This is a genomic window from Ferranicluibacter rubi, from assembly GCF_011603255.1.
GTDB classification, from domain to species: domain Bacteria; phylum Pseudomonadota; class Alphaproteobacteria; order Rhizobiales; family Rhizobiaceae; genus Ferranicluibacter; species Ferranicluibacter rubi.
In genome coordinates, this window is the sequence record NZ_JAANCM010000005.1 from 175,934 (window position 1) to 198,524 (window position 22,591).

Annotated in this window: 19 protein-coding genes; 14 read left to right on the forward strand and 5 right to left on the reverse strand. The window is 62.9% G+C overall.

Annotated features, from left to right (window positions below; translation table 11 throughout):
* The 7 genes from G8E10_RS12055 (at window position 1) to G8E10_RS12085 (ending at window position 5,705) form a co-directional block, all read left to right on the forward strand.
* On the forward strand, window positions 1-1,527 hold the full coding sequence (locus G8E10_RS12055) for an aldehyde dehydrogenase (NADP(+)) (protein ID WP_167129155.1): 1,527 nt from the start codon (window positions 1-3) through the stop codon (window positions 1,525-1,527).
* Between the two features lie 154 nt (window positions 1,528-1,681).
* Entirely contained in the window at window positions 1,682-2,440 is a 759-nt protein-coding gene (locus tag G8E10_RS12060; RefSeq protein ID WP_167129157.1) for a sulfite exporter TauE/SafE family protein, read from the forward strand.
* Between the two features lie 66 nt (window positions 2,441-2,506).
* Window positions 2,507-3,115, forward strand: coding sequence for a DedA family protein (locus G8E10_RS12065; protein ID WP_167129160.1), 609 nt, complete (start codon window positions 2,507-2,509; stop codon window positions 3,113-3,115).
* A gap of 237 nt (window positions 3,116-3,352) precedes the next feature.
* A complete protein-coding gene (locus G8E10_RS12070; protein WP_281517554.1) occupies window positions 3,353-3,853 on the forward strand; it encodes a sigma-70 family RNA polymerase sigma factor in 501 nt (166 codons plus the stop codon).
* The gene (locus G8E10_RS12075; RefSeq protein WP_167129162.1) at window positions 3,850-4,569 is read left to right on the forward strand and encodes an anti-sigma factor; all 720 of its coding nucleotides are present in this window, start codon (window positions 3,850-3,852) and stop codon (window positions 4,567-4,569) included. Before G8E10_RS12070 ends, G8E10_RS12075 begins: the two co-directional genes overlap by 4 nt.
* A gap of 161 nt (window positions 4,570-4,730) precedes the next feature.
* Entirely contained in the window at window positions 4,731-5,288 is a 558-nt protein-coding gene (locus G8E10_RS12080) for a fasciclin domain-containing protein (RefSeq protein ID WP_167129164.1), read from the forward strand.
* Between the two features lie 270 nt (window positions 5,289-5,558).
* Window positions 5,559-5,705 carry a DUF1127 domain-containing protein gene (locus G8E10_RS12085; RefSeq protein ID WP_092934545.1) on the forward strand — a complete coding sequence of 49 codons (147 nt, stop codon included), beginning with the start codon at window positions 5,559-5,561 and terminating at the stop codon, window positions 5,703-5,705.
* 253 nt (window positions 5,706-5,958) lie between these two features.
* Here the strand turns inward: G8E10_RS12085 and G8E10_RS12090 are convergent, their stop codons facing one another.
* The gene (locus G8E10_RS12090) at window positions 5,959-7,290 is read right to left on the reverse strand and encodes a dicarboxylate/amino acid:cation symporter (RefSeq protein WP_167129166.1); all 1,332 of its coding nucleotides are present in this window, start codon (window positions 7,288-7,290) and stop codon (window positions 5,959-5,961) included.
* A gap of 212 nt (window positions 7,291-7,502) precedes the next feature.
* On the opposite strand from G8E10_RS12090, the gene G8E10_RS12095 reads away from it, so the two are divergent.
* The 3 genes from G8E10_RS12095 (at window position 7,503) to G8E10_RS12105 (ending at window position 13,706) form a co-directional block, all read left to right on the forward strand.
* Window positions 7,503-9,353, forward strand: a complete 1,851-nt coding sequence (locus tag G8E10_RS12095) for a sensor histidine kinase (RefSeq protein ID WP_167129168.1) — start codon at window positions 7,503-7,505, stop codon at window positions 9,351-9,353.
* The gene (locus G8E10_RS12100; protein WP_167129170.1) at window positions 9,350-10,699 is read left to right on the forward strand and encodes a sigma-54-dependent transcriptional regulator; all 1,350 of its coding nucleotides are present in this window, start codon (window positions 9,350-9,352) and stop codon (window positions 10,697-10,699) included. The genes G8E10_RS12095 and G8E10_RS12100 overlap by 4 nt, the downstream gene beginning before the upstream one ends.
* A gap of 313 nt (window positions 10,700-11,012) precedes the next feature.
* Window positions 11,013-13,706: a bifunctional diguanylate cyclase/phosphodiesterase gene (locus G8E10_RS12105; RefSeq protein WP_343289732.1), complete on the forward strand. Its 2,694-nt coding sequence runs from the start codon at window positions 11,013-11,015 to the stop codon at window positions 13,704-13,706.
* Window positions 13,707-13,880: 174 nt separating this feature from the next.
* Here G8E10_RS12105 and G8E10_RS12110 read toward each other — a convergent pair whose 3' ends face one another.
* Entirely contained in the window at window positions 13,881-15,593 is a 1,713-nt protein-coding gene (locus G8E10_RS12110; RefSeq protein WP_167129174.1) for a methyl-accepting chemotaxis protein, read from the reverse strand.
* Between the two features lie 316 nt (window positions 15,594-15,909).
* Between G8E10_RS12110 and G8E10_RS12115 the strand changes: the two genes are divergently transcribed.
* The 4 genes from G8E10_RS12115 (at window position 15,910) to G8E10_RS12130 (ending at window position 20,610) form a co-directional block, all read left to right on the forward strand.
* A complete protein-coding gene (locus G8E10_RS12115; RefSeq protein ID WP_110799263.1) occupies window positions 15,910-16,317 on the forward strand; it encodes a DUF4112 domain-containing protein in 408 nt (135 codons plus the stop codon).
* Between the two features lie 120 nt (window positions 16,318-16,437).
* On the forward strand, window positions 16,438-16,638 hold the full coding sequence (locus G8E10_RS12120; protein WP_181425147.1) for a hypothetical protein: 201 nt from the start codon (window positions 16,438-16,440) through the stop codon (window positions 16,636-16,638).
* A 556-nt stretch (window positions 16,639-17,194) separates the two neighbouring features.
* Entirely contained in the window at window positions 17,195-18,562 is a 1,368-nt protein-coding gene (locus tag G8E10_RS12125) for a TadE/TadG family type IV pilus assembly protein (protein WP_132710163.1), read from the forward strand.
* Window positions 18,563-18,735: 173 nt separating this feature from the next.
* The gene (locus G8E10_RS12130) at window positions 18,736-20,610 is read left to right on the forward strand and encodes a DEAD/DEAH box helicase (protein WP_167129176.1); all 1,875 of its coding nucleotides are present in this window, start codon (window positions 18,736-18,738) and stop codon (window positions 20,608-20,610) included.
* 62 nt (window positions 20,611-20,672) lie between these two features.
* Here G8E10_RS12130 and G8E10_RS12135 read toward each other — a convergent pair whose 3' ends face one another.
* The 3 genes from G8E10_RS12135 to G8E10_RS12145 all read right to left on the reverse strand — a co-directional run bounded on the left by G8E10_RS12135 (window position 20,673) and on the right by G8E10_RS12145 (window position 22,541).
* A complete protein-coding gene (locus G8E10_RS12135) occupies window positions 20,673-21,347 on the reverse strand; it encodes a sulfite oxidase-like oxidoreductase (RefSeq protein ID WP_167129179.1) in 675 nt (224 codons plus the stop codon).
* 76 nt (window positions 21,348-21,423) lie between these two features.
* On the reverse strand, window positions 21,424-21,681 hold the full coding sequence (locus G8E10_RS12140; protein WP_110728258.1) for a DUF982 domain-containing protein: 258 nt from the start codon (window positions 21,679-21,681) through the stop codon (window positions 21,424-21,426).
* Window positions 21,682-21,806: 125 nt separating this feature from the next.
* On the reverse strand, window positions 21,807-22,541 hold the full coding sequence (locus tag G8E10_RS12145; RefSeq protein ID WP_110799257.1) for a GntR family transcriptional regulator: 735 nt from the start codon (window positions 22,539-22,541) through the stop codon (window positions 21,807-21,809).
* Window positions 22,542-22,591: the final 50 nt, after the last annotated feature.

Genomic DNA, 22,591 nt, shown 5'->3' on the forward strand with positions numbered 1-22,591 from the left:
ATGACCCTCACAGGCGAACTTCTGATCGGTGCAACGGCGCGGCGCGGGCAGGGCGGTGCGATCACCGGGTACGACGCCGCCACGGGTGAGGCGCTGCCCACGGTCTTTTCTGTCGCGACGGTTGCCGATGTGGAAGAAGCCGCAGCGCTCGCCTGGGAGGCGTTCGGCATCTATCGCGAAACGGGGCTCGAAGCCCGCGCTGCGTTTCTCGAAACCATCGCCCAGAACATTCTCGACATCGGCGACAGCCTGATCGAGCGCGCCATGGCCGAATCCGGCCTGCCGCGCGGACGACTGGAAGGCGAACGGGGCCGGACGGTCGGCCAGCTTCGGCTTTTTGCCGCCGAAGTACGGGCCGGCGAATTCCAGAGCCTGCGTTTCGACGCGCCGGACCCGGAGCGCAAGCCTGCGCCGAAGCCGGACCTGCGTCTGCGCAACATTGCCGTCGGCCCGGTCGCCGTTTTCGGTGCTTCCAACTTTCCGTTGGCCTTCTCGGTTGCTGGCGGTGATACGGCCTCGGCGCTTGCCGCCGGCTGCCCCGTGATCGTCAAGGCGCATTCCGCCCATCCCGGCACGTCTGAGCTCGTTGGTCGCGCCGTGCAGAAGGCGGTTGCCGATTGCGGCCTGCCGGCTGGAACGTTCTCGATGCTGTTCGATGAGGACCGGGCCATCGGTCAGGCGCTGGTCGCCGATCATCGCATCCGCGCCGTCGGCTTCACCGGCTCGCGCGCCGGCGGCACGGCGCTGATGAAGATTGCGGCGGAACGCCCGGTGCCGATCCCGGTCTATGCCGAGATGAGTTCAATCAATCCGGTCATCCTGTTCGAACATGCGCTGGCCACTCGCGGCGCCGCCATCGGCAAGGCCTTTGCCGGCTCGCTGACGCTCGGTGCCGGCCAGTTCTGCACCAATCCCGGCTTGATTCTCGCCATCGACGGCCCCGGGGTCGATGCCTTCATCGCGGCGGCCGGCGAAGCGTTGAGCGCCATTCCGGCGCAGACCATGCTCACCAGCGGCATCTGCAAGGCCTATCTCTCAGGCGTCGCCCGCCTGTCGGGCCACGCCGAGGTGAAGACGCTGGCGCAAGGGTTGGAAGGCACTGCGACGCAGGGTCGTGCCGCGTTGTTCGAGACGAGCGCCAAGGCTTTCCTCGCGCATCACGACCTGCAGGATGAAGTCTTCGGTGCGGCCGGTCTGATCATCCGCTGCGCGGATGCCGCGGAACTCGAGGCGGTGATCGACGCGATGGAAGGTCAGCTGACGGCGGCACTCCATATCGACGAGGCGGATCACACCGCTGCTCGCAAACTGCTGCCGAAGCTCGAACTTCTGGCCGGGCGCCTGCTCGTCAACGGGTTCGGCACCGGCGTCGAGGTGTCCCCGGCCATGGTCCATGGCGGCCCCTATCCGGCGACGTCGGACGGCCGCACGACATCCGTCGGCACGCTGGCGATCTATCGCTTCCTGCGTCCGGTCAGCTATCAGGACATGCCGCAGGCACTGCTGCCGGAAGCGCTGGTTCGGTAAGTTTCGACGATTCCTCGGACTGCCCACGCGGGCAGCTTTAGACTTGACGACGTGCCGCCGATCCTGAACAGATCGGCGGACACGCCGCAGTCTCCGGAGGAGCCTCGATTGCGGCATCCTCTCGCATCAAGGCGGCGTCCGCGCCGGCAATTCCATGATCGAACATACGCCGCTGGTGATCGCCATCGCCGTCGTCGCCGCCTTTCTGGTCGGTCTGTCCAAAGGCGGGCTGCCGATGGTCGGCACCATTTCCGTGCCGCTGCTGGCGCTCGTCATCTCGCCGGTGACGGCCGCGGCGCTGCTGCTGCCGATCTATGTCGCGAGCGACATGGTTGGGCTCTATCTCTACCGAAAGGACTTCTCGCGCAGGAACCTCATCATCCTGACGCCTGCAGCACTCTTCGGCGTCTTTCTCGGCTGGTTGTTCAGCGCCCATCTGTCGGCCGTGGTCATCGGGGCACTCGTTGGGCTCGTCGGCGTGCTCTTCTGCCTCAACATCTGGTTCGGCGCGCGCTACCGGAAGGCCGCACGTGAGGCCGATGTTCCGGGCGGTCTCTTCTGGGGAACGCTGACGGGACTGACGAGCTTCGTGTCCCATTCCGGCGCGCCGCCCTACCAGATGTATGTGCTGCCGCAGCGGCTGGAGAAAATGACGTTTGCCGGGACGTCCACCATTCTCTTCGCCATTGTGAATGTCGCGAAGATCTTTCCCTACTGGCAGCTGCAGCAGTTTTCCAACTACGATACGTCGCTGGTCCTCTGGCTGGCGCCGGCCGCCATCATCGGCACGATCGCGGGCCGGCGGCTGACGCTCGTCATCCCCGATGGCCTGTTCTTCAAGATCGTGCAGTTCACGTTGATGATACTTTCGATCAAGCTTATTGCCGATTACGTGATCACGCTCGTGCGGTAGGCCTCTTCCTTTCGCACCGCAGCAACATCACATGGGGGCCGGAATAATACCCCCGTTCGAGGACCCATGGAAAATATCGTTGAAAGCCTGATGCAGATGTTCGGCCCGTGGGGCATCGCGCTTCTCATGTTCCTGGAACACATTTTTCCGCCGATCCCCTCGGAACTCATCATGCCGCTCGCCGGCTACCGCGCCTCGCAGGGTGACATGTCGATCGTGACCGTCATCGTCGCGGGCAGCATCGGATCGCTGCTCGGGGTCATGCCGTGGTATTATGCCGGGCGAAAGCTCGGCGAAGCGCGGATGAAACGGCTGGCAGCAAAGCATGGGCGCTGGCTGACGCTGACCGAGGCGGACGTGGACGCAGCAAGCCGGCGGTTTCGCGAGAAGGGGGCGACCGCCATCCTCGTCGGCCGGCTCATTCCGACGATCCGCACGCTGATCTCGGTGCCCGCCGGCATCGCTCGTATGCCGCTCTCCACCTTCACCATCTTCTCGCTCATCGGAACCGTCGCCTGGACCTCCGGGCTGGCGCTTGCCGGCTATCTGCTCGGTCAGGCCTATGATGTCGTTTCGACCTATGTCGATCCGGTCTCCACCGGCATCTTCGTGCTGATCGTTCTTTTCTACGGCTATCGCGTCGCGACCTTCAAGCCGCAACCGAGCGATGCGTAGCGGCCGTTTTATATCCGTTATGACTGTAGTGGCGCCGTGAACGATCCTTGTCTTGAAATGCTCGCTTACGTCACTGGACAGTGAAATAAAGCGCTATATCTTGCGCTGCAGTGTGGAGGAGTGGCCTGACGGCGGCTCGTTGTTCGAAGGCGTCTTGGCCATCAAGGCGGCTTCTCCCGTGAGAAAGGCGGCTTCGTGCCCAGTCTTGATATCGCCGGACTGATTTCAAAGGTCGCCATGGGCGATCGCGCAGCGCTGGCGTCGCTTTATTCCGCCGTCTCCCCGAAACTCTTTGCCATCTGCCTGCGTATCCTCAAGGATCGGACGGATGCCGAGGATGCTCTTCAGGATGTCTTCGTCAAAATCTGGCAGCGTGCCGACCGGTATGCGGCAACGGGCGTGAACCCGAACGGCTGGCTGGCGGCCATCGCGCGCAACCAGGCGATCGACATGATCCGGGCACGCCGGCCGGCAGCCGACACGATCGGTGACGAGGGGCTTGAGATCGCCGATGGCGGCCCCGATCCTGAGGCCGTCTCGATCGGCCTCGGCGAAGGGCGGCGGATTGACCGCTGCATGGGCGAACTTGCCCCGGAGCGGGCCGATGCCGTCCGGAACGCCTATGTCGAGGGATTGAGTTACCAGGAACTGGCGGAGCGCTATAGCGTGCCGCTCAATACGATGCGAACCTGGCTGCGCCGCAGCCTCCTGAAACTGAAAGAGTGCCTGGAGCGATGACCGAGTTGGATGACAGCGACAGAGACCGCTCCCGCGACGAGGTGCTTGCCGCCGAGTATGCCGTGGGCGTGCTGTCCTTCGCCGACCGGAAGCGGCTGGAAGCCCGGATCGAGCACGAACCGGCCTTCGCCCTGCTTGTCGCCCAGTGGGAAGACCGTCTGAGCCCGCTGGAGTCGGCGGGGGAGGAAATGCCGCCGCGCACCGTCTATCCGAAGATCGAAGCGCGCCTGTTCGGCACTCCCGTTGCCGCCGGTGCTGCACGCGCCGGATGGTGGCATTCCCTGGCGCTTTGGCGTGGCATCGCCTTTGCCTCGCTGGCCGCCGTCGTCGGCATGGCTGCTGTCCAGCAAGGACTGTTCGGACCCGCGCCGCCGCCTGCACCGCTTGTCGCTTCGATGACCGGCGAGGGGTCGCCTCTGGCGCTGCTCGCCTCCTACGATGCTGCGAGCGGACGGATCGCCGTGACGCCAGTTGCCGCCGATGCAGGGCAGCCGCGCTCGCTGCAGCTGTGGATGGTTCCGGGCGGCGATGCTGCCCCCGTGCCGCTCGGTGTCCTGCCGCAGGATGGCCGCGGCGTGATCGAGGTTCCCGCAGCGCTGCGGGCGAACCTTGGCGACGGCATGACGCTTGCCGTCAGCGTCGAGCCTCCCGGCGGATCGCCGACCGGCCTGCCGACAGGGCCTGTCATCGCAGCCGGGCAGGCGCGCCATCCCTGATCGGGATATGCTCAACACTTCTTAATGATTCATCGGCCGGGGCTCTCTCCGGCCGAAACTCTTTCTGCGGCCGGCTCGTCTCCTGTCTGTCACCCGAGACGTGACGCCCCGAAAGGCGCGACCGCGCCGGGCCGAGAACCGAATAGGAAGAGGAACCATCCATGTTGACGTCCGCACTCCGTACCATCGCGCTTGCGACACTCGTTTCCGCCACCGCCGTTTCCGCCTATGCCGCCAACCCGAAGGTCGGCGGCGCCGCCATGTTCGAAGACAAGAACATCGTCGAAAACGCCGTCAACTCTAAGGACCACACGACGCTGGTCGCCGCCGTCAAGGCGGCCGGTCTGGTCGAGACCCTGCAGGGCAAGGGCCCGTTCACGGTCTTCGCACCGACCAACGAAGCCTTCGAAGCGCTGCCGAAGGGCACCGTGGAAACGCTTCTTAAGCCCGAGAACAAGGCCCAGCTGACCAAGGTCCTGACCTGCCACGTCGTCGCTGCCGATGCGATGTCCACGGCGATCGCCAAGATGATCAAGGACGATGGCGGCGAGCATGACGTGAAGACCGTCGGCGGCTGCGTGCTGAAGGCCAAGGAAATGGGCGGCAAGATCACGCTCACCGACGAAACCGGCGGCGTGGCGCATGTCACCGTCGCCGATGTGAAGCAGTCGAACGGCGTTATCCACGTCATCGACAAGGTTCTCCTGCCGAAGATGTGAGCTATCAGCGATAGCGCGATATGACGAGCCGGTCGTTCCGAAAGGGCGGCCGGCTTTTCATATGTTGCCGCCATGTGTTGCTAAGGGAGCGAACCGATTGAATGCGGGAAAGCCGTGCGGCTGGCGCATGGGTGGCCTGAGGGCTTTGCGCTGGTTGGTCGCGGTGTGGAGGCGTATAAAACGGTCATCGAACAGCAACGGGGTCTGGCACTCGGAAACATCCAGACGGTGTTTCGAAAGACCCCTCGAAGACCTTGGAAAGGGAATATCATGAACGTAGCACGCTCTTTCAGCACGTGGCGCAAGTACCGTCAGACGGTCAACGAACTCGGCCGCATGACGACCCGCGAACTCAACGATCTCGGCATTGCCCGCAGCGACATCCGCACCGTCGCCCGTTCGGCCGCCGCTCTCTGATCTGACATCGAATACCTGCCGCCGGCATCTGCCGGAGGGCCCCACCAAACGCCCGCGCCTTGTCGCGGGCGTTTCGCGTTTTGAGCGTTCGACGGAGCGGGGTCTTGGCTGATCCGGTGGGGCGAACTGCCTTGACCGGGCAAACAAAAACCCCCGCTGGTGGCGGGGGTTTCGGCCTTGGGAGGCACCCCACGGGCGATGCCGGGGGGAGGGTGGCACCGAAAGCCGAGAGGCATCCGGTGCAATTCGAAGGTTATTCCGCGGCCTGGAGGGCGGGCACCGGTTCGACCAGCGGCGGGGCATTGCCGGCGAGGGCTGCGGCGAGCTGGTCCGTGTCCAGTTCGTTTTCCCAACGGGCGACGACGACGGTTGCGACCGCGTTGCCGATGAAGTTGGTGAGCGCGCGGCACTCCGACATGAAGCGGTCGATGCCGAGGATCAGCGCCATGCCGGCGACGGGAACCGAGGGAACGACCGAGAGCGTGGCGGCGAGCGTGATGAAGCCGGCGCCGGTGATGCCGGCAGCACCCTTGGACGAGAGCATGGCCACGAGCAGCAGGAGGATCTGGTCACCATAGCCGAGCGGCGTATCGGTCGCCTGGGCGATGAACAGGGCGGCGAGCGTCATGTAGATGTTCGTGCCGTCGAGGTTGAACGAGTAGCCCGTGGGGATGACGAGGCCGACGACCGAGCGCTTGCAGCCCGCACGTTCCATCTTTGCCATCAGGCCGGGAAGCGCTGCTTCCGAAGACGACGTGCCGAGGACGAGCAGAAGCTCTTCCTTGAGGTAGCGGATGAGCGCCAGGATCGAGAAGCCGTTATAGCGAGCGACGGCGCCGAGGATGCCGAAGACGAAGATCGCGGCCGTCAGGTAGAAGGTGCCGATGAGGAAGGCGAGGTTGGCGATCGAGCCGATGCCGTACTTACCGATGGTGAAAGCCATGGCGCCGAAAGCACCGATCGGTGCGGCCTTCATGAGGATGGCCACGAGGCGGAACATGGGGGCGGTCACGGCATTCAGGAAGTCCGTGACGGGACGGCCCTTGTCGCCGACCATGCCGAGCGCGATGCCGAACAGCACGGAAAAGAACAGGACCTGCAGGATGTCGCCATCGGCAAAGGCGCCGACGATGGTCTGCGGGATGATGTTCATCAGGAAGCCGACGATGCTCGCCTCATGCGCCTTCGTCGTATAGGTCTCCACAGCCGTCGCATCCAGCGAGGCGGCGCTGATATGCATGCCGGCGCCCGGCTGCACAAGGTTGGCGACGACGAGGCCGACGGCAAGCGCCAGCGTCGAGAACGTCAGGAAGTACAGCATCGCCTTGCCGGCGACGCGGCCGACCTTCTTCAGGTCCGACATGCCGGCGATGCCGGTGGTGACGGTGAGGAAGATGACCGGCGCGATGATCATCTTCACCAGCTTGATGAAGGCATCGCCCAGAGGCTTCAGCTGGGTTCCGAGCTGCGGGTAGAAGTGACCCAGCAGGATACCCGCGATGATCGCGGTGAGGACCTGGAAATAGAGATGCCGGTAGAAGGGCAGCTTCGACTGGGGTGCCATCGGTTCGGGTATCGCGTGCATGTCGTTCCTCCTTGCGTCCCCCGCCAACTGGCTCTCCCGGGACTGTTCCTACTCAAGCGAGGGATTTGCAAAGAGCGTGCCAGTTTTCAGACGCACGTCAGCCTATTGTTTTTCCTTGGAAAGATCCTAGTGCCTGTCGGCCGTAGAGACAGATCATGCGGATTTCCGCACGGTGTCATTTGCGGTTTGTCCGAATTTATGCACAATAGGATATGCACCATCCGCTCCAGATCCGTCCGAAATCCGCCCCTCGGGACCGCGTTCTTCCCTGGGTCGTCCTTGGGGCGTTTGTCCTTGCCGGGCTGATGGTGGCGATATTGGCGGGGTCCTATCTCGGACGGGAGGACGCGCTCCGGACGCTGGAAGCACAGGCCCGCACGGATACCAGCTTGAAGGTCGCGCACCTCAGAGCCGTCTTGGAGCGACCGCGCGCCTTGCCGATGCTGCTGGCCCGGGATCGTCAGCTTGCCGATACGCTCGAGCGGCCCGATGCGGAGCGCAGCCTGAGCCTCGACCGCAAGCTGGAGGAGATCGTCGCCGATACGAACGCAGCCGTTATCTATGTCATCGGGCGGGACGGGATCGCGATTGCGTCGAGCAACTGGCAGGAGCCGACGAGCTTCGTCGGCAACGACTATACGTTCCGCGAATATTTCACCAAGGCGATGGCGGCGGGGACGGCCGAGCATTTCGCGCTCGGGTCGGTCAGCAAGCGTCCGGGCCTCTATATTTCGCAGCGGATCGAAGGCGCGTCCGGCCCTCTCGGCGTCGTCGTGGCCAAGATGGAATTCGACCAGATCGAGACCGACTGGAGCATGGCGGGGCGGCCGACCTTCGTGACCGACCAGAACGGCGTCGTGCTGATCACCAGTATTCCCTCCTGGCGGTTCATGGCGATGATGCCGCTCGCCCCCGACAGCCTCGATGCGATCCGCACCAGTCTTCAATTCGGCGATGCGCCGCTGACGCCGGTGCCGATCACGGTACTTGAGAGGATGTCGCCGGGTGTCGAGCGGGTGAGTGCCGTCATGCCCGGCGAGCGCCAGCGGGATTTCCTCCGTCTCGCCGTTGCCGTGCCCTCGACGGGCTGGAGTCTCGATTATCTCGTGGAGACCGATGCCGCCGTTGCTGCGTCGGTTCAGAGCAAGCGTTTGCAAGGCCTCGCGGTCGTCCTGCCGCTGGCCGCGCTGGCGGCGTTTCTGCTGGCCCGTCGCCAGCAGGCGATCGGGCGGCTGGCGCGGGAACTGGCCGCGCGCGAGGAGTTGGAGCGGCGGGTGCGCGAGCGCACGGAAGCCCTGACATCGGCACGCGACAGGCTGGAAGACGAGATTGCCGGTCACCGGGCGACGGAAACCAAGCTTCAGGGCGTGCAGCAGGAGCTCGTCCATGCCAACCGGCTTGCCATCCTCGGGCAGGTCGCGGCGGGCGTCGCGCATGAAATCAACCAGCCGCTCGCCACCATCCGCGCCTATGCCGACAATGCCCGCGTGTTCCTGACGCGCGCGCAGACGGGGCCGGTCGACGAAAATCTCGAGAGCATTGCCGCGCTGACCGACCGGATCGGCAGCATCACCGATGAGTTGAAGACGTTTTCCCGCAAGGGCCGGGCGCCGGCCGGGCCGGTGTCCGTCCGCACCATCGTGGAGAGCGCCGTCATGCTGTTGAAGAGCCGGTTCGCCGGGCGGCTCGATGCGTTGCAGATCGGCCTGCCGGATGCGGATCTTCTTGTGCTCGGCGATCGCGTGCGACTGGAGCAGGTGCTGATCAACCTGCTGCAGAACGCGCTGGAGGCTTTGTCCGGCCGCAGCGATGCGCGGGTGGATGTCGAGGTCGAGACGCAGGGCGACGATGTCCTTCTGCATGTCCGGGATAACGGTCCGGGCATCTCGCCGGATATCATGAGCGCACTCTTCACGCCGTTCAACACCTCCAAGGAACGCGGCCTCGGGCTCGGGCTCGTCATCTCGCGGGATATCCTTGCCGATTACGGCGGACGCATCGCCGTCGAGAGTTCGGATCGTGGGGCGCATTTCACCATTCACCTGAAAAGGGCACAGGCATGAGCGAGGTCAACGTTCTCCTGGTCGATGACGACCGCGATCTCCTGAAGGCGACGCGGCAGACGCTGGAACTTGGCGGCTTCACCGTCACCGCCGTCTCCTCCGCGTTGGAAGCGCTGGCCCTGCTCGATCCGCGCTTTCCCGGCGTCGTCGTCACGGATATCCGCATGCCGCTTATCGACGGTCTGGAGCTGTTCGACCGTATCCGCCGCATCGATCCGGATATCCCCGTCATCCTCATGACGGGGCACGGCGATATTCCGATGGCGGTGAAGGCGATCCGGGATGGCGCCTATGATTTCCTGCCCAAGCCGTTTCCGACCGACCGGCTGGTGCAGGGTGTGATGCATGCGGGCGAAAAACGCCGGCTCGTGCTGGAAAACCGGGCGTTGCGTGATGCGGCGGAAGAGGCGCGGGATGGCGGGCTGCTGATCGGGCAGACACCCGCCATGGAACGGCTGCGCGAGACGATCCGTCAGATCGCCGACACGGATGTGGATGTGCTGATGACGGGGGAGACCGGCAGCGGCAAAGAGGTCGTGGCAACGCTGCTGCACCGCTGGAGCCGGCGTGCGAAGGGGCACTTCGTTGCGCTGAACTGCGGTGCGCTGCCGGAGCAGGTCATCGAGAGCGAGCTTTTCGGGCACGAACCCGGCGCCTTCACCGGCGCGCAGAAGAAACGTGTGGGTCGGATCGAGCATTCGAGCGGGGGCACCCTGTTTCTCGACGAGATCGAGAGCATGGCGCCGGCGACGCAGGTGCAGATGCTGCGCGTGCTGGAAATGCGCGAGGTGACGCCGCTCGGCACCAACGAGGTGCGCCCCGTCGATCTGCGGGTGGTGGCGGCGACGAAGGTGGACCTTGGCGATCCGCGGTCTCGCGGCGATTTTCGCGAGGATCTCTATTACCGGCTGAATGTCGTGACGCTGTCGATCCCGCCCTTGCGCGAGCGTCGCGACGATATTCCGCTGTTGTTCTCCACCTTCGCCGTCCGGGCCGCATCGCGCTTCAAGCGGGACGTGCCCGTCATGACCGATGCCGTGCGTCGCTATCTGGCCGAGCATGACTGGCCCGGCAATGTGCGCGAGCTTACCCATTTCGCCGAGCGGACCGTGCTGGGTTTTTCGCCGGAGGGGACGTCTCCGGGCACGCTGGATGTGTCGGATACGGGAGCCGGTACGCTGCCGCAGCGGATGGACCGGATCGAGGCGGAGCTCATCCGCACGGCTCTTCGCGAGGCCGAGGGGGATGTGCAGCGGACGATCGAGGCGCTCGGTATTCCCCGCAAGACCTTCTACGACAAGCTCCAGCGATACGGGATCGTCCGCAGCGACTTCGCCCGGAAATAAGGGTGCATCTTTCACCCCAAAAATGGGACGCATTAATGCGGCTTGAAGGATTCCGGAGGTAGTGTGGGCCGGGATGCCGGTCGGGTCGCTGTTCCCACGGCCTTGCTCCGGTGTCCACCATCGCTTTCGTCACGCAGTCAGCCGTTCGGATGCCTGTTTCTCTATATTTTCGACCCACGCACCTTTTTTGGGTTGCGGCGGTTCGCCATGAGGCGTGCCCATGCTCAGAGTTCTCTCGTGCATCACAACGGAGCATGATTTGCGTCTGGTTGTTTTTGCCGGTTTTCTGTGTCTCGTTTCCTGTGCTGCAGCCATGATGCTTCTGCAGCGCGCCCATCGTGCGGGTGGATATGTGCGGTGGATCTGGCTCGTCAGCGCCGGGACGTCCGGCGGTTTCGGCATCTGGGCGACGCATTTCGTCGCGATGCTGGCCTATGAGGCTTCGCTGGTTCTCGGCTACGAGCCGTCGCGCACGCTGCTGTCGCTTGCGATCTCGGTGACGACGACCTTTCTTGCGGTCGCGGTTGCCTCGTTGCTGACCGGCCGTCTGGCCTTCATCATGGCTGGCATTCTGTTCGGTCTCGGCGTTTCCACGATGCACTTCGTCGGCATGACGGCCATCGAGTTTCCCGGCGCGATCCACTGGAATGCGACTCTCGTCTGGAGCGCCATTCTTCTTGCGGTACTGTTTTCGGTTCCCGGATTTGCGTGTGTGAGCCTTGGACGCCGGAGCCCAAAGCGTCTGGCCACTGCGGCAAGCCTTCTGACGCTCGGCGTCGTCTCCATGCATTTCACCTCGATGGGTGGTGTTGTCATGACGCCGATGGCCGACTCGCCGCTCCCGTCGAACCTGCTGTCGCCGGCCCTTATGGTCATCGTGATCGCCACGACCGCCTTGTCGCTGTTGTTTTCCGTTCTTGCTGCCGCTCTTTTCGCCAGCCGGTCCGAAAACGCGACCATGGCCATGAACACGCGGTTCCGGCATCTCGTCCAGGGCGTCAGCGACTACGCGATCTACCTGCTCGATCCCTCGGGTCGGGTAACCAACTGGAACGTCGGCGCGCAGCGCATGAAGGGCTATGCCGACGGCGAGATCGTCGGCAAGAACTTTGCCGTCTTCTACTCCGAAGACGAACGCGCGAACGGCGCGCCCGAACACGCTCTGCGCACGGCGCTTAGCACGGGCAAGTTCGAGACGGAGGGATGGCGGTATCGCAAGGATGGTACGGCGTTCTGGGCGTCCGTCGTGATCGACCCGATCTACGACGAGCACAACGATCATATCGGCTTTGCCAAGATCACGCGCGACTGTACCGAAGCCAAGGACAGCGCGGCACGGCTGCTCGACGTCACCAACAATCTCTCGATTGCGCTGAACACCATGGGGCACGGGATCGCACTTTTCGACGCGAACGAGCGGCTGATTCTGCACAACGAACTCTTCCGCGAGATCATCGAGTTTCCCCGCTCGTTGGACATTGTCGGGCGGACCTTCCATTCGCTCTGTTACGAGCGTTTCAAGACCGACCAGACCGGATCGCATGACGCGGACGGGCTGTACGAGCAGCATCGCGCACTGTTTATGGCCCCCGGTGGGGGCGAAACAGCGCGGGAGGTGGCGAGCGGACGGACGATCCGCACGGTACACCGACCGACGGGCGATGGGTCCTTCGTCATGACGCTCGAAGACATCACCGCGCGTGTGGATGCCGAGGAAAAGATCCGGCATCTCGCCCGGCACGATGCCCTGACGGGCCTTGCCAACCGGCACCAGTTCGGCGAGCGGCTCGACGCCGCGATCGAGACTGTCAGCGGCTCGGAGAAAGTCGCGGCCATCTGCATCGACCTCGACGATTTCAAGGAAATCAACGACCGCTACGGCCATGCGATGGGCGACAAGGTGCTTTATGCGCTGGCGAGCCGGATGCAGAAACTCATGGGCGAGCACGAGGCCGTCGGACGCTTCGGCGGGGACGAGTTCGTTGCCTTCAAGCGTTTCGTTCAGGAAAAGGACCTCGAGGATTTCATCGGCCGCCTTTTTCGGGCGCTGACCGAGCGGATCGTCATCGATGAGACGGAGATCCTGCCCGGCGCCAGCATCGGCGTGTCGGTCTATCCCTCGGACGCCGCGGACCGCGAGAAGCTGCTGAACAATGCCGACATGGCGATGTATCGCTCCAAGGCGCAGCCGGAACAGCGCATCAGCTTCTACGAAGCCGCGATGGACGAGGCTGCGCGCGAACGTCGCGCCATGGGCCGCGATCTCGGCGTTGCGCTTGAGGAGAGGCAGTTCTTTCTCGTCTATCAGGTGCAGAAGTCGGCGAGGACGCGTGAGACGACCGGATACGAAGTGCTGCTGCGCTGGCGGCATCCGCAGCGCGGGCTGATCTCGCCGGCGACCTTTATTCCGATTGCGGAAGAATGCGGGCTCATCTCCCCGATCGGCGACTGGGTGCTCGAAGAGGCCTGTCGCGAAGCCGTTGCCTGGGGTCTCGGTCACAAGATCGCAGTCAACCTGTCGCCGCTGCAGCTCGGGGATGTCTCGCTTGTGGACAAGGTCCGCTCCGTCCTGCTGCGGACGGGTCTTCCGCCGTCGCGATTGGAGTTGGAGGTCACGGAAAGCGCCATTATCGGCGACAAGGGCAGGGCACTCCATATTCTCCGCCAGATCCGTGCAATGGGCGTGATGATCGCGATCGATGATTTCGGAACAGGGTATTCCTCGCTGGAAACGCTGCGGGTATTTCCGTTCGACAAGATCAAGCTCGACCGAAGCTTCGTCAACGAACTGGACGGCCGGCAGTCGAAGGCCTTCATCCGAGCCATCGTTGCACTCGGCAAGAGCCTCGATGTGACCATCCTTGCCGAAGGCGCGGAGACGGAGGAGCAGCTCCACGTCCTGGTTGCGGAGGGCTGCGACGAGGTGCAGGGCTTCCTGTTCGGCCGTCCATGCCCCATCGAAAACCTTCAGGACCGATCGTTCGACCTCCCGGCGCTTACGGCCTGACGCCGGTCGCGTCGAACGTCAGGTTTCGGTTGACGTGCAGAAGGGCGGGAGAAGGAGGGGCAAGCACCCGACAAAGCTCGTTACCGCCGAGGTGCAGTCGTCACGACGCCAAAAGGCCCGGTGCAGCACCGGGCCTTTTTGTTCAACCATTCGGGAAGCCTCCAGCCTTGACGCTCAGGCGGTCTTTCGAAAGGCCGACGTCTCGATGTGACGTGCCGGCTTGGCGGCAGCGGGCTCGCGGGTGGTGCTGTTGTGGTTGAGCTGGAAGCGGCAGACGAGGTCGGCGAGCGTGGCCGCGCCCTGTGCGAGCGTATGGCTCAGTTCGGTCGTGCGGGCCACCATGGTCGCGTTCTGTTGCGTCATGCCGTCGAGGCTGTTGACCGAGGCGCTGATGTCGCCAAGGCCGGTGGTCTGCTCGGATGCGGCGGCGGCGATGGCGTCGATGTTCTCGTTGATCGAAGCGACGAACACCTCGATTTCCGTCAGAGCCCGTCCGGTATCGCCGACGAGGCGGACGCCGTCCACGACTTCCCGTGAGGCGTTCGAGATCAGATCCTTGATTTCCTTTGCCGCACGCGCCGTGCGCTGGGCCAGCTCACGCACTTCCTGCGCGACCACGGCAAAGCCGCGACCGGCTTCGCCGGCCCGGGCCGCCTCAACGCCTGCGTTCAATGCCAGCAGGTTGGTCTGGAACGCGATCTCGTCGATGACGCCGATGATGTGCCCGATGGAGGATGAAGCGGTTTCGATGCGCTGCATGGCGGCAACGGTGTCGCCGACGACGGTCACGGAGCGGCCGGCCTGTTCCTTGGCCTGCTTCACGAGATTGCGCGTATCCTGCACGCGCTCGTTCGACTGGCGCACGGTGATGGTGATCTGCTCCAGCGCAGCCGACGTTTCCTCGAGCGCCGCGGCCTGTTCACGGGTGTGCTGCGCGAGGATGCCGGACGCCTCACGCATGGTGTGGCTATGGCCGTTGAGGTTTTCCGTCTGCCCGAGAACATTCACCAGCGTCTGCTGGAAGCCGCCGATCGACATATTGAAGTCGTGACGCAGCTGCTCGAACTCCCGCGTGAACGGACGGTCGAGTGTCTCGCTGATATTGGCCTGTGCAAGGCGCCCGAGACCGGCCCCCAGCTCCTCGATGGCGCGAACCCGTTCTGTCATGTCGGTCGCGAACTTCACAACCTTCACCACCCGGCCGCTTTCATCCACGATCGGATTATAGGTCGCCTGAATATGAACCCTTCGGCCATTTTTGCCGAGGCGCAGGAACTGGTCGGTCACGAACGCGCCGCCGGCGAGCTGCTCCCAGAACGTCCTGTAGGCTGCCGACTGGACGTAGGCAGGTTCGCAGAACATGGCATGGTGCTGGCCGACGATCTCCTCCAGCCGATATCCGAGCACGGAGAGGAAGTTCTCGTTTGCCGTGACGATGTGACCGTCCGGCGTGAATTCGATGACGGCCTGCGCACGCGACAAGGCCTCGAGCTTGCCATTGTCGCTCAGGCTCTTGATCTTCGATGCCGTAATGTCCGTTGCGAACTTCACGACCTTGACCGGTCGCTTTCCTTTGAAGACGGGGTTGTAGGAGGCCTCGATCCAGACTTCGCGTCCGCCTTTGCCCAGGCGCTTGTACTGCGCCTGCTGGAACTTGCCCTTGGCGAGCGCCTGCCAGAAGGCCGCATAGGCCGGTGAGCGTGCTTCCTCCGGCATGACGAACATGCTGTGATGGCGACCCACGATCTCGCTAGAGTCATAACCGATGGCGCGGCAGAAATTGGCATTCCCGCGAAGGATCTTCCCCGTGAGGTCGAATTCGATGATCGCTTGCGATTGATCGAGCGCCTGAAGGATGGCACCGTCAGATGAAGAAAAGAGAGACATACGGCCGGTTCGCTTTTTTAGATGACGATCATATTATTCCCCGAAAATAGGGTGCCATATGTAAATTATCCTTAAAGTACTGGCGGTTCCCAATGCTTCGGGACAAGAATTCCCCAGTTGTGAGACTTAGGCTTCTCTTCGCATCTTCAGGTCATTACGAATAGGTTCGACAGTCATCCTAAGTTGCGGGCAGGATTGTTCCCTCGACGGTCCTGTTTTTGGGGCGTGCATCTTACAAAAGTGTTCTTCCCATCTCTTGTCTCGGATGAACAAGCACTCCACATGTAAAGTAACACTAACACAGGAGTGGCTTTTGATGGCGACGACAGCATATGCAGCCGATTTTGCCGAAGCGGCCGGCGATGTCGGCCGTGTCGAGCAATTGCGGCGGTTGCGCCGGCTTGCCAAGCTCGCCCGCATCATGGATACGGCCGTCGGCATTCCGGGGACGCGGTTCCGGTTCGGCGCCGACGCACTGCTCGGGCTCGTTCCCGTGTTCGGTGATGCGACCGGTGCGATCATCGGTCTTGCCATCGTCAACGAGGGCCGCAGGCTGGGTCTTCCCAAGCGCAAGATCGCGCGGATGCTCTACAATCTCGGCGTGGACGCGACGATCGGCGCCGTGCCGCTGGTGGGTGATGCGTTCGACATCTACTTCAAGGCGCACAAGAGGAATATCCGCGTGATCATGGACCATTTCGCGCTGACCGAAAACGATCTTTGACCGATCGATCTAATTCGCGCCATCGACTTTCCCAGACATATTGCGAACAAAAAATGGAACCAGTTTCGATCTGGTTCCATTCCGGGGAGTCTGAAAATCATAGGAGAAGAGATCATGTCCATGCAGAAGCCGGCTACTGCGGTCGCTGAACCGAACGTCGTAACAGCGCAGGAAGCGCTGGAACCGCTTTTCGTGAAGCTGGAAGTGGAAGCCGATGCGCGTCTGATCCGGGCTGCTGTCAGCGCGGGCTGGACGGCAGAGGAGGCCGTCGCAGCCATCGACGATCTGCGCCGTCAGGACATGGAGCCTTCCCGCCACTGATGGCTTTTCTTTCGCACGATCCGGGCAGGGCTTTTCGTCTCGCTCTTCATGTCAAAAAGGCCGGGTGATATCCCCGGCCTTTGTCGTTCGAATGATGGCCCGTTATTTCCGGGGCTCGATACTTGGCACTAGTGCTGCGTATCCGACTGCGGCTCCGAATAGTCCCAGTTCTTCCGAGCGAACTGAATGGCTGCCGCTTCTGCGCTTTCCTTCGTGTTGAAGCGCTCTACAAGCACATGGCTTCTATCGCGGCATTGGAGCAGGACTGTTCCGCTTCTGAAGTCGTATTGCACTTTCAGATGACCTGACGTTTCCATCATCATTCCTCCCATAGGCGTCGGCGACTCCTCATCGCATCTCTAAATGTAAGCCAAGGACCGGCAGGCGCAAGGAAACTTAACCGTAAAACTCTTCACGGTTTCATGATCTCCACCATGCTCGCCGAGCAGGTGCGTGTTTTGGAATTCGTTTACTTCCCTGTTTCACCCTAAATTTAAAGTGGTGACTTACGTTGTGCCGAAGCGCCGGGAGACATGGCGCGGGTAGGGCTGTCATCATGTTCAAGCGTTTTTTCGTCGATCGTTCCGGCAATCTTGCCATTATCGGGGCTCTGTCGCTGATGCCGCTGCTGGGCACGGCCGGGCTGGCGCTCGACGTGACGCACGCGATCAAGGTCAAGACCAGGCTGCAATGGGCGGCGGACGCCGCGGTGGTCGGGTCGATCACCGACAAGTCGGCCGGCGTCGCCCAGGCCATGGCCATGACGGCGGACGGTTCCGTCAGCGTGAGCGAGAGCGAGGCGCGCAGTATCTTCGCCGCACAGATGGCGGACGGGACGGCAATCGATCTGCCGAGCAAGGCGGCGGGGAAGTCTGACCCCGAAGACCTCGAGGAGACTGCACGAACCTTCAACGTCAGCGTCGTGAAGTCCGGCCGCGACATCAACGTGTCGGCGACGTTTTCTACGCTCGTGCCGACCACGTTCATGAAGATCTTCGGCAAGGACACCATTGAGGTGGATGGCATCGCGAAGGCGACCTTCCAGTCGAACTCCTTCATGGATTTCTATATGCTGCTCGACAACACACCGTCCATGGGCGTCGGCGCGACGCCTGAGGATGTGGACAAGCTGATCGCTGCAACCAAGAACCAGGCGGATTCAGGCTCGCGCAACTGCGCCTTCGCTTGCCACATCGTTTCGGAAAAAGGCGTTGCCGACAAGAACAGCAATTATTTCGTCGCCCGAAAGGTCGGTGCCACCATCCGCATCGATGTCGTGGCAAAGGCCGTTGCGGCGCTGACGAAGGAGGCAGAGAAGACCGAGACCTATCCGAACCAGTACCGCATGGCGGCCTATACGTTCGGGCAGAAAGCGGAGGACGCCGACCTTTATGAAGTCTCCAGCCTCACCGACGACCTGAAGGACATCCAGACGAAGGCCGATACCATCTCGCTGATGAGCATCCCGTTTCAAGGCTACAACAACGACCAGATCACCAGCTTCGACAAGGCGCTGACGCGGATGAACAGTGAAATTCCGGCGCCGGGTGACGGCTCGAGCCCTGCCAAGGCGGAGAAGGTCGTCTATTTCGTCGCCGATGGCGTCGGCGATAGCTACAAGCCGGCCGGTTGCACGAAGAAGGTTACGGGCGGTCGCTGCCAGGAGCCGATCGACGTCACCTATTGCAAGACGCTCAAGGATCGCGGCATCAAGATCGCCGTGCTCTACACAACCTACCTGCCGCTGCCCACGAACAGCTGGTACAATACGTGGATCAAGCCGTTCCAGCCGGAAATCGGCAGCAAGATGCAGGCCTGCGCATCGCCAGGCCTCTATTTCGAGGTCAGCCCGTCGCAGGGTATCGAGTCGGCGATGAAGGCGCTTTTCGTCAAGATCATTCGCAGTCCGCGCCTTACGAGCTGAACGGAGCTTCTCTCGGAAACAGCCAGCCCATCGGTGTCGCGGCGCTCCTCTGTACATTTGCTGTCGGAGGGATTAAGAGATCGCCATGGTATGGGCCGCAGCGTGCGGTCCTCAAGGCATGTGCGCATCACTTTGCGCACGCTGCACGGTTCGAACTTCCGAGAGACAAACATATGACAGAATTCGCAGGGGTCGTTCCGGCGATCGCCGAGGCGTTGACCAAACGCGGCTATTCCACCCTGACGCCGGTCCAGGCCGCCGTCATCGAAGCGGAAATGTCGGGTCGCGACGCGCTCGTCTCCGCCCAGACCGGCTCCGGCAAGACCGTCGCCTTCGGGCTGGCGCTCGCGTCGACGCTGCTGGATGGCGCAGATCGCTTTGGCTCGGCGAGCAAGCCGTTGGCCGTCGTCGTCGCCCCGACCCGTGAACTGGCACTTCAGGTCCAGCGCGAACTCGAATGGCTTTACGAGATGACCGGCGCCGTCATCGCCGCCTCGGTCGGCGGTATGGACATCCGCACGGAGCGCCGCGCGCTCGATCGCGGTGCGCATATCGTCGTGGGTACACCTGGCCGTCTCTGCGACCATGTTCGTCGCAGTGCGCTCGATCTCTCCGCCTGCCGGGCCATCGTTCTCGACGAAGCCGACGAGATGCTCGATCTCGGCTTCCGCGAAGACCTCGAATTTCTGCTGGAGACGGCACCGGCCGATCGCCGCACGCTGATGTTCTCGGCCACGGTGCCGAAGTCCATTGCCACACTTGCCAAGAACTATCAGCGCGATGCACTGCGGATCTCGACGCAGGCCGAGGCCAAGCAGCATCTCGACATCGACTACCGTGCGCTCGTCGTCGTTCCCTCGGACCGCGAAAACGCGATCATCAACGTACTGCGCTATTATGAGGCGAAGAACGCGCTGGTGTTCTGCTCGACCCGCGCGGCCGTCAACCACCTGACCGCGCGCTTCAACAATCGCGGCTTTTCGGTCGTGGCCCTTTCGGGCGAGCTCAGCCAGAGCGAGCGGACGCATGCGCTGCAGGCCATGCGCGACGGTCGCGCCCGCGTCTGCATCGCGACCGACGTGGCTGCCCGCGGGATCGACCTTCCCGGCCTCGAACTCGTCATCCATGCCGACTTGCCAACCAACCCGGACACGCTGCTGCACCGCAGCGGCCGTACCGGCCGGGCAGGGCGCAGGGGTGTCAGCGCCATCATCGTGACCTCCAATGCCCGCCGCAAGGCCGAGCGGCTGCTGCGCGACGCGCGCATCGAAGCCGTCTGGGCCAAGCCCCCGTCGGCTGATGAAGTCTCGCAGAAGGACGACGAGCGCATTCTCTCCGATGCCGCGCTCAACGATCCGATCCGCGAAGAAGAAACGGCTTTCGTCCAGCAGGTCCTGTCGGGCTTCAGCGCCGAACAGGTTGCGGCAGCCTTCGTGCGCCTCGCGCGTGCCGGCCGTTCCGCGCCGGAAGACATCATCGATACGCCGGCCTTTCAGCCATCCGGTGCGTCATCCGGTCAGGCATCCGGGGACCGCGGTCCTCGGCCGGAACGGTCCGAACCGCGTGCCCCGCGTGGCGATTTCGGCGATGCCGTCTGGTTCTCCATCTCTGCCGGTCGCAAGCAGAATGTCGAGCCGCGCTGGCTGATCCCGATGCTCTGCCGCATCGGCCGCATCACCAAGCAGGAAATCGGCGCCATCAAGATGATGCCGGAGAACACGTTCGTCGAGATCGCGCGCGAATTCTCCGACAGCTTCGTCGAGGCGCTGGGACCCAAGCGCATGCTCGAAAAGGGCATTACCGTGACCCAGCTCGACAGCGCGCCGGATCTGTCCGCCGCACCGCGCAAGCCGTTCGTCCGCAAGGACAATGCTGGGCCTTCGGACAGCAAACCGCGTTGGAAGGAAGGCGGCGAAAGCGCTGACCGGCCGGACAGCAAGCCCTGGGCCAAGAAGGCGGCCAAGCCCGGCTTCTCGAAGTCCGGCCCAAAGCCGACGGACGACGGCAGCAAGCCCGCCAAGAAGCCTTTCAAGAAAAAGGCGTACTGATCAGAAAAGGGCTCCGGCGAACATCGCCGGAGCCCTTTTTCTTTCGGTCGATTGAGGTTTCCTCAATCGTCGGAATAGCGCTGCTCGCGCCAGGGGTCGCCCAGCATGTGGTAGCCATTCTTCTCCCAGAAGCCGGCGCGATCGCCGGTCATGAACTCGATCTTCGTCAGCCATTTCGCGCTCTTCCAGAGATAGAGATGCGGCACGATGAGGCGGGCGGGTGCGCCGTGCTCGCGCGTCAGCGGCTGCCCCTCCCAGTCGGTGGCGAGAAGCGCATGTTCGCTCGCGAAATCGGCGAGTGGCAGGTTTGTCGTATAGCCGTCATAGCTCGTGAGCATGACATAGGCCGCCTCGGGCTTCGGTATGACCAAGTCCAGCAGATCATGCGTCGAGACGCCCTTCCAGTTGTTGTCGTATCGCGACCACGTCGTGACGCAATGAATGTCCGACAGGAATTTGCTCTGCGGCAGGGCTTTCAATTGCGCCCAGTCCAGCGTCACGGGGTTTTCGACAGCGCCTTTCAACGTCAAAGACCAGCTTGCTGTCTCGATCATCGGATGCTGGCCGAGGTCGAGCACGGGCCAGTTCTTGACGAGATGCTGGCCCGGCGGCAGCCGGTCGGTCTCCGACCGCGAGACCTGTCCGGTCAGAAACTTGCCTTCCTCCGCCCAACGGCGCTTGGAGCGGGTCAGTTTGGTGTCGTCGGAAGGATCTTCCGGGGAATTGATATCCGACATGTCGTGCTCCTGACCGCGCTCTTCGTGACTGTATGGTCGTCCGTCCCTTATGCTTTCGTCAAGAGACGATGCCCGATCAAGCCGGCGCCTTGGTTGTCGCCAAAATGCCGGCCTCGCGTGCCGCGGCCATGAAGGATGCCTGCGCCTTGCGGGGGCTGAGGATGCCGTCGAGGGCATCCATGCAATGCTGGAGCGCGATGCGATAGGCTCTGCCGGCTTGTCCCGCGGGCCAGCCTCGCAGGAACTCAAGCGCATCCCAGGCAGACGCGATGGTAAATTCCTGGCTCTGCTGGAGAATGATCCGGACCGGTTTCGGAAAATGCTTGTAACTCATACGCGCCTCGCATGCTGTCTGTCGTGCGCGTGCAAAACTCGTTGCGGGGATTTTGGTTCCGCTTTCGATTAACAAAAAATCTTGAAGAAAATCAGATGGTTGTTGATCGATATTTCTTTCCCGTCTTAGGGGAGAAGAACGTCGCGAAGCTCGTTGGCGCGGCGGATGCGCAGGTCGAGATCGGCCTCGATATGGCGAATATGGTGCACCATCAGGCGGTTGGCGCGGTCGAGCTGGCCGGCTTCGATGGCGTCGACGATTTCGGTGTGCTCGCTGTGGCCACAGCTTGAGACCGTGGATTGTCCGTAGAGCGAGATGACGAGGGAGGAGCGCGCGATGAGCTCGTCCATGAAGCGCTGCATCACGGCGTTTCCGGTCATGGCGGCGATCATCAGGTGGAAGTCTCCGGATGCCTTGATCTCCGCCCGACGGGCGCTCTGTCCGCGCTCGCTCATCAACCGGCCTTCATCGACCAGTTGCTCGCGAAGCTGCCGGAAATGCGACGGCGTCATGTGGCGCGCGGCCTCCGTCAGAATACCGGGCTCGATGATGCGGCGGGTTGCGAAAATCTGGCGCGCTTCTTCCGGCGACGGGTTGGCGACGAAGGCGCCGCGATTGCGCTCGACGGTGACGAGACCTTCGTGCACGAGCGCCTGAAGGGCGCCGCGCACCAGCGTTCGGCTGACATTGAACAGGGCGCCGACATCCGTCTCCGTCAGCTTCGTCCCCGGCATCAGGCGTCGGTCGACGATCGCGTCGCGGATGGCGTCGCGAATGGCACGCTGGCTGCCGTCGATCCCGTTGCCATCGGCGTCAGGTCTGGCGATCAGGGTTTCCGGTTTCGTCTGGCGGCTGTTCATGGTTGCCTAATCTAATGCAAATGACCGCGGGACAGAAGGCCCATTCGTAT

What these genes read in the sequence shown, in the direction of transcription:
- G8E10_RS12145 (WP_110799257.1), bottom strand. Translation starts at nt 22,541, where the DNA reads ATGAACAGCCGCCAGACGAAACCGGAAACCCTGATCGCCAGACCTGAC.
- G8E10_RS12110 (WP_167129174.1), bottom strand. Translation starts at nt 15,593, where the DNA reads ATGTCTCTCTTTTCTTCATCTGACGGTGCCATCCTTCAGGCGCTCGAT.
- G8E10_RS12135 (WP_167129179.1), bottom strand. Translation starts at nt 21,347, where the DNA reads ATGTCGGATATCAATTCCCCGGAAGATCCTTCCGACGACACCAAACTG.
- G8E10_RS12070 (WP_281517554.1), top strand. Translation starts at nt 3,353, where the DNA reads ATGGGCGATCGCGCAGCGCTGGCGTCGCTTTATTCCGCCGTCTCCCCG.
- G8E10_RS12080 (WP_167129164.1), top strand. Translation starts at nt 4,731, where the DNA reads ATGTTGACGTCCGCACTCCGTACCATCGCGCTTGCGACACTCGTTTCC.
- G8E10_RS12090 (WP_167129166.1), bottom strand. Translation starts at nt 7,290, where the DNA reads ATGCACGCGATACCCGAACCGATGGCACCCCAGTCGAAGCTGCCCTTC.
- G8E10_RS12065 (WP_167129160.1), top strand. Translation starts at nt 2,507, where the DNA reads ATGGAAAATATCGTTGAAAGCCTGATGCAGATGTTCGGCCCGTGGGGC.
- G8E10_RS12140 (WP_110728258.1), bottom strand. Translation starts at nt 21,681, where the DNA reads ATGAGTTACAAGCATTTTCCGAAACCGGTCCGGATCATTCTCCAGCAG.
- G8E10_RS12060 (WP_167129157.1), top strand. Translation starts at nt 1,682, where the DNA reads ATGATCGAACATACGCCGCTGGTGATCGCCATCGCCGTCGTCGCCGCC.
- G8E10_RS12125 (WP_132710163.1), top strand. Translation starts at nt 17,195, where the DNA reads ATGTTCAAGCGTTTTTTCGTCGATCGTTCCGGCAATCTTGCCATTATC.
- G8E10_RS12055 (WP_167129155.1), top strand. Translation starts at nt 1, where the DNA reads ATGACCCTCACAGGCGAACTTCTGATCGGTGCAACGGCGCGGCGCGGG.
- G8E10_RS12075 (WP_167129162.1), top strand. Translation starts at nt 3,850, where the DNA reads ATGACCGAGTTGGATGACAGCGACAGAGACCGCTCCCGCGACGAGGTG.
- G8E10_RS12120 (WP_181425147.1), top strand. Translation starts at nt 16,438, where the DNA reads ATGCAGAAGCCGGCTACTGCGGTCGCTGAACCGAACGTCGTAACAGCG.
- G8E10_RS12105 (WP_343289732.1), top strand. Translation starts at nt 11,013, where the DNA reads ATGATGCTTCTGCAGCGCGCCCATCGTGCGGGTGGATATGTGCGGTGG.
- G8E10_RS12130 (WP_167129176.1), top strand. Translation starts at nt 18,736, where the DNA reads ATGACAGAATTCGCAGGGGTCGTTCCGGCGATCGCCGAGGCGTTGACC.
- G8E10_RS12115 (WP_110799263.1), top strand. Translation starts at nt 15,910, where the DNA reads ATGGCGACGACAGCATATGCAGCCGATTTTGCCGAAGCGGCCGGCGAT.
- G8E10_RS12095 (WP_167129168.1), top strand. Translation starts at nt 7,503, where the DNA reads ATGCACCATCCGCTCCAGATCCGTCCGAAATCCGCCCCTCGGGACCGC.
- G8E10_RS12085 (WP_092934545.1), top strand. Translation starts at nt 5,559, where the DNA reads ATGAACGTAGCACGCTCTTTCAGCACGTGGCGCAAGTACCGTCAGACG.
- G8E10_RS12100 (WP_167129170.1), top strand. Translation starts at nt 9,350, where the DNA reads ATGAGCGAGGTCAACGTTCTCCTGGTCGATGACGACCGCGATCTCCTG.